Origin of the sequence: Bacillus sp. EKM501B, from assembly GCF_011800505.1 — a bacterium.
Classification (GTDB): Bacteria; Bacillota; Bacilli; order Bacillales; family Bacillaceae_G; genus Bacillus_A; species Bacillus_A cereus.
The window spans coordinates 1-6,478 of the sequence record NZ_JAALFZ010000042.1 but is presented as its reverse complement, the minus strand read 5'-3'; the positions used below and the strand labels follow the sequence as shown (position 1 = coordinate 6,478).

Below are 6,478 nucleotides of genomic sequence, written 5' to 3'. Positions count from 1 at the left end.
ATGTGGTGGCTCATCATGATGAGGAAGGACAAGTAAATCTATGTGCGTATATCGTGTGGAAGAAAGAGAGTGAGCCGCAGAAAATAAGAAGAAAGCTGGCGCAAACTCTACCAGAATATATGATTCCTGTGCATTTCATGACAATAGATGAGTTGCCTTTAACGCCAAACGGAAAAATGAGTGAACAGCTGCTTCCAATACCTGAAAAAGAAACAGAAACAGTAGAAGCATATGTGCCGCCTTGTACAGAGATTGAAAAATTGCTCACTGACATTTGGCAGGAGGTGCTTGGTATAGAACGTGTCAGCATAAAAGGAAGCTTTTTTGACTATGGAGGAGATTCGATCAAAGCCATTCAAATTTCTTCTCAATTAAGAAAGTATCGATTGAAACTTGAAACAAAGTATTTATTTACACATGCAACAATTCAAGAAGTGGCTATCTATATCGAGCCTTTAAAGAAACAGATTGATCAACGGCAGATATCTGGGGAAATTCTACTTTCTCCTATACAAAATTGGTTTTTTTCAAAAAACTTTGTTAATCCACACCACTATAATCAGGCTGAGACACTCTACAAAGCAGAAGGATTTGACCCTGAAGCGGTTGAATTGGCGTTGGACAAACTCATAGAGCACCATGATGTACTAAGAGCTGTTTTTGTAAAGAATCCGCAACAGATGGTTCAAATCAACCGAAAAGCGTATACAGCTGATTTTTATACATTGGAAGTGATGAACCTTAGAAATAAAAATAACTGGCGAGAGCTTGCAGAAAACCATATTGATAGTATTCAAGGGGAGCTCGATATAGAAAATGGACCTCTTATCAAAGCGAGTATCTTTCAAACCAATAAAGGGGACCACCTTGTTATAGTTATACATCATCTCATCATAGACGGTGTTTCTTGGGGGATCTTGCTTGAGGATCTAGAAACAGCTTATGAACAAGCTGTTTCTGGAGAAAAAATAAAATTACCTGAGAAAACGACTTCTTATAAAGAATGGACAACAGAATTGTGGAATTACGCCAAAGAGGAAGTAGTAAATGAAACAGCTTATTGGGAAGATGTTGAAAACAGGCTGGTAGTACCTTCTTCTTTAGCCGTACGCCAATCGATCAATCAAAAGAGATGGTACAGTAAACAGCTTGTTCGGCAACTTAACAAAGAAAAAACGGATTTGCTTTTAAAACAGGCGCATCGGGCATATAACACAGAAATAAACGAAATTCTGTTGGCGGCGTTTGCGTTAGCTATGAAGGAACAATTTGGAATAGAAGAACTACCACTTGATTTAGAAGGGCATGGAAGAGAGACATTTTCGGAAGATGTCGACGTTTCAAGAACGATTGGGTGGTTTACGTCTGTATTTCCAGTTGTACTAGAGGTGGGAAGAGAAGAAAAACTAGGAACCGCAATAAAATCGGTTAAAGACCAGCTTCGCCGTATTCCTCAAAAGGGAATGGGATATGGATTGCTTTATTGTAAGGAACTGCACACTATTGAAGAAAGACCGTCTCCTCCAGTGAGTTTTAACTATTTGGGTCAGTTTGAGTTGCATGAAAATGAGGGCCAATCTTTGCACTTAGGTAATTCAAACAGCTTGGAAAATGAAAGAACACACATGCTTGACTTGAATCTTGCAGTCATAAATGGCGTGTTAGAAATCAATTTGGAATATCATGAGCGTGAGTTTGATAGAAATGAAATCGAACAACTTTTGAATGTTTACACAGAAACACTTGAAAAAATGGTCGATCATTGTATAGATAAGGAAGATGACGGAGAAAAAACGTTAAGTGATTTTGATGATCAACGATTGACGGACGAAGAACTGGATCATATTTATGAGCTGCTTGAAGACATGTAGAGAGAGGCCTTCCTCTCTCTCTATGATAGAAAAAGGAGTGGAAAAATGAAAAATAAACAAAATTTCCAAAACATTTACCCGCTATCGCCTATGCAAGAAGGTATGTTGTTTCATCATTTAAGCGATAAAGATCAAGATTTTCAAGCGTACTGTGTCCAATCCGCTCTGAAAATTTCCGGTACGTTTAATTTTGATATTGCAGAAAATAGCCTGAATATTCTTGTAAGACGTCATGATTTGTTACGGACAGTTTTTATTCATTCTAAGCTAAGCCGTCCTCGACAAGTTGTATTCAAAAATAGAGAGATGTTCATCCAAATGCATGATTATACTCATTTACAAGGGATTCATAAAGAGCAAGCTATCGAAAAGTTCTTGGCATCGGATTTAAAGGAAGGGTTTGATTTGGTAACTGGCCCTCTATTTCGGGTACAGGTACTGAGATTAAGCGAGTTTGAGCATATACTTGTTTTTACGAATCATCATATTATTTTGGATGGCTGGTGCTCTAGAGCAGTTTTAGAGGAATTCTTTGAGATATATGCTACGTTATTGCACCAGGAGTCGGTGAGAGAGAAGAAATCATTTTCTTTTAGTAAATATATTCAATGGATTGAAAATCAGGACAAAGATAAGGCTCATGCCTACTGGAGGGAATATTTAAAAGGACTTGAGACAAATACAGAAATGCCGAGATTCTACAAGAAAGCAACAAAAAAGGGCTTTCAAAAAGGGGAGTTTTATCAAAAAATAAATGATGACTTGCTTCAAGGTCTTGAACGGCTATCAAAGCAATACAAAGTCACTGTCCATACTATATGTCAGACAGCTTGGGCTTTGTTGCTCAGTCATTACAACCAATCGAAAGATGTTGTATTTGGATCAGTTGTATCTGGAAGACCACCTGAATTAGAAGGCATTGAGCATGCTGTGGGATTGTTTATCAATACCATTCCAGTCAGAATAAAGATGGAGCCTGAAATGTCTTTTGCACAGCTCCTGCAGAATGTACAAGAATCAAACTTGGAGTCTGAGCGCTATTCATATTGCTCTCTGGCTGAACTTCAGAAAATGACAGAATTTAAGACAGATTTGTTCAGTCATTTGCTTGTTTTTCAGAATTATCCGTCTAATGATACTTCAACAGAAGAGGAAGAAGAACTTTTTGGTTTTCGCATAGAAGAATTTCATGATACCGAGCAAACAAATTATGATTTTCATTTAACTGTTGCTCCAAAGGAACAATACATCATTTTTCATTTTAATCAAAACGTATATGAAAATGATGAAATCCGTAACATAAGCAGACGATTTATCCGTATATTAGAACAGATTATTGAGGAACCTGATATGAGGATGTGTGAAATAGAGCTAATTGATGAGAAAGAAAAAAGGCTTATAACTGAAACATTTCAAACGTCTAATTACAATAGGGGTGAAGACAATCTCACCCTTCATGAACGCTTTGAACAGCAGGCCGCTTGGTTTCCTAATAAAACAGCTGTTTCATTCAATGGAGAATCTCTTACATATGAAATACTAAACAGTCGCGCTAACGAGCTTGCTAAAAAGCTTCGAGGACTTGGAGTACAATCAAATGACTTAGTAGGTGTTATGCTGGAACGCTCTCACTCATTTATCATAGGCATTCTTGGTATTTTAAAAGCAGGAGCAGCATATGTCCCAATTGATCCAAATTATCCGCTGGAACGGATAAATTATATGATTCAAGATTCGAGAATATCCATTCTTATCACGGATCAAAAAAAGCATGCGGATATATTTCCTTCTATTATATATACAGGAAAAGTACTGATTATAGATGACATGTATAACGGTGACTATTGTGAAAATCTTCCTTCGATTTCCTCTTTACAAGACCTTGCTTATGTCATTTATACATCAGGATCGACAGGAAAGCCAAAAGGAATTCTCACCAAACATGAAAATGTAATGAGAGTGGCTGTAAATACGAATTATGTAGATGTGACACATGAGGATCGTATTCTACAATTATCTAACCCATCTTTTGATGGCTCGGTATTTGACATTTTCGCAGCATTACTGAACGGAGCAGAATTAATTCTTATTGACCCAAACATCATTCTGTCGCCAAGAGAACTTTCTACGTTCTTAGTAGAACAGAAGATTACAACCATGTTTTTAACTACTGCTTTATTCAATGCAATCATAGCTGAAAATCCAGCAGCTTTTAATGGACTTCATACCGTTTTGTTCGGCGGTGAAAAGGTAACGGTTTCTTTTGTCGAGCAAGCCTTAAAGGAATCTGGATCTAACAAATTCATTCATGTGTATGGGCCGACGGAAAGCACTGTTTTTGCAGCTTTTTATCAAATTCAATCTATTGATAAAAGATTAGGAACTATTCCAATTGGAAAGCCGCTGAATGATACAGAGCTCATAATTTTAAACCAATATGGGCAACTTCAAGCAATCGGCCTGCCTGGTGAACTATGCATAGCTGGGAAAGCTCTTGCCAAAGGATATCTGAATCGTCCTGATTTAACCGACGAGAAGTTTGTCGCACATCCGTTTAAAGAACAGGAGAGAATGTATAAAACTGGTGATTTGGTAAGATGGCTTCCTGATGGAGCTATTGAATTTATGGGGCGAATTGATCGTCAGGTGAAAATCCGAGGTTTCCGTGTTGAACCAGAAGAAGTAACGGCCGAATTATTACTCGTCCATAACATAAAAAAATCGTATGTTATGGAAAGAAAAAACGAGCAAGATGAAACATATCTATGCGCTTATTATGTATCTGATACCAAGAAAGAGTCAAAGGAGATAAGGAACGCTTTGGCTAAACGGTTACCTGATTACATGCTGCCTTCCTTTTTCATTCCATTAAACGATCTTCCAATCACACCGAATGGAAAAACCAATGAAAAAGAACTGCCAGCTCCTGAACTTATGTTAAATCAAGAGGAGGAGTATATTGCACCTAGAACAACCGTAGAAAAGAAACTAGCAGAATTGTGGGAGCAGATTTTAGGGGTAACTCCTGTTAGTATTAGTACCCATTTCTTTGAAGTGGGAGGTCATTCACTCAAAGCTGTTTCTCTGATAGCGGCCATTGAGAGGGAGTTATCGGTTAAATTGTCGATTAAAAAGATTTTTGAACATCCTTATTTAGAGGAAATGGCAATAATGATTGAACAGGAAAAAAATAGGGAAGTGCTTGGTATTCTCCCAGCTCCATCTCAGGACCATTATCCAGCTTCTGCAAATCAACAACGGATATATGCAATCAGCCACTTACCGGGCGGGGAGCAGAGTTATAACATGCCGTTCCTTTTAAAGGCTCCTCATACTTTACACATTGAGCGTGTTCAGAACACACTTAATATGCTTGTTGAGCGCCACGAAAGTCTAAGAACTTCCTTTGATATGGTTGGGGATGAGCTGGTACAGCGAATCCACTCTTCTGCCAATGTAGAAGTGATGAGAGAAAGAGTATGTGAAGGCGGGCTAGACAAACTTATGTCTAAATTGGTAAAACCATTCGATCTTCATCAGGTTCCACTGTTAAGAGCGGGAGTTTTTGAGTATCAAGGAGATCATCTGCTGTTTATTGATATGCATCACATCATATCAGATGGTCAATCAATTGAGATTTTTATACGGGAATTCATTGAATTGTATAAACACAATCAGCCGCTACCTCCTCTTGCGCTCCAATATAAGGATTATGCTGTTTGGGAAAAGCAGCATGAGATGGATGCGGATGTTTCCTATTGGGAGCAGCAGTTTAAGGGTGATATTCCAGTTTTGACATTGCCTTTTGATGAGAAGCAGACAAGTGGAACACAGCCAGAGGGTGGCTTTTATATCAGAACGCTTAATCAGGAAATAACAAATCAATTGAAAAAGTATGCCCTGCAACAGAATCAAACTCTCTTTTCACTATTATTAGGGATGTATCAGCTTTTGCTCTCTAAATATACAGGGCAGAAAGATTTAGTAGTCGGTACTCCTTCTGCTGGGAGAAATCATGCGATTTTTGATAAAACTGTTGGGATGTTTGTTAAAACATTACCTATTAGGACTCATTTACCGTCTGCACAGCCAGTAAATGAATTTTTCTCAAAAGTACAGGAGCATTGTTTTGCAGCCTTCGAATGTGATGTGGATCCTGTAGAATGGATTATGAATCGAACTAGTATGACACGGAAGACAAATGGTACTCCTCTTATTCAAACCATGTTTTCGTTTCATCATGAGCAGGAAGAACTTGCTGCACAATGGGAGATACAAAACGTTTTCAATCCCAATGTACAATTTGATCTATCATTGGATGTGTTTGAACACAGTTCCCATTTAGACATCTATTTTGAATATAGTACAAGTTTATTCAGAAAAGAGACTATTGAACAGATGGCCCAAAATTTTGAATATCTTATCCAGACGGTGTTGGCCGATCCACATCAATTGATTGGCGAAATCGGGTTGCTTTCCCAGGAGGAACAAACGCTATTGGCCAGCATGAATGATACTTTTGTACCGATGCCTTCCTACCAATCTATCTCGGCTCAATTTGAAAAGCAGGCTAAGGTGCGTCCGGAGGAAACAGCGGCTGTCTTTAG

At 38.2% G+C, this 6,478-nt stretch carries 2 protein-coding genes; both read left to right on the top strand.

The genetic code is table 11. The features are described 5' to 3' along the window. Positions 1–1,871: condensation domain-containing protein (locus HFD78_RS28775; RefSeq protein WP_238797752.1), on the top strand; the 1,871-nt coding region annotated here is incomplete at its 5' end. Between the two features lie 45 nt (positions 1,872–1,916). Then, a partial coding sequence (locus HFD78_RS28770; RefSeq protein ID WP_191968144.1) for a non-ribosomal peptide synthetase occupies positions 1,917–6,478 on the top strand: 4,562 nt, incomplete at its 3' end.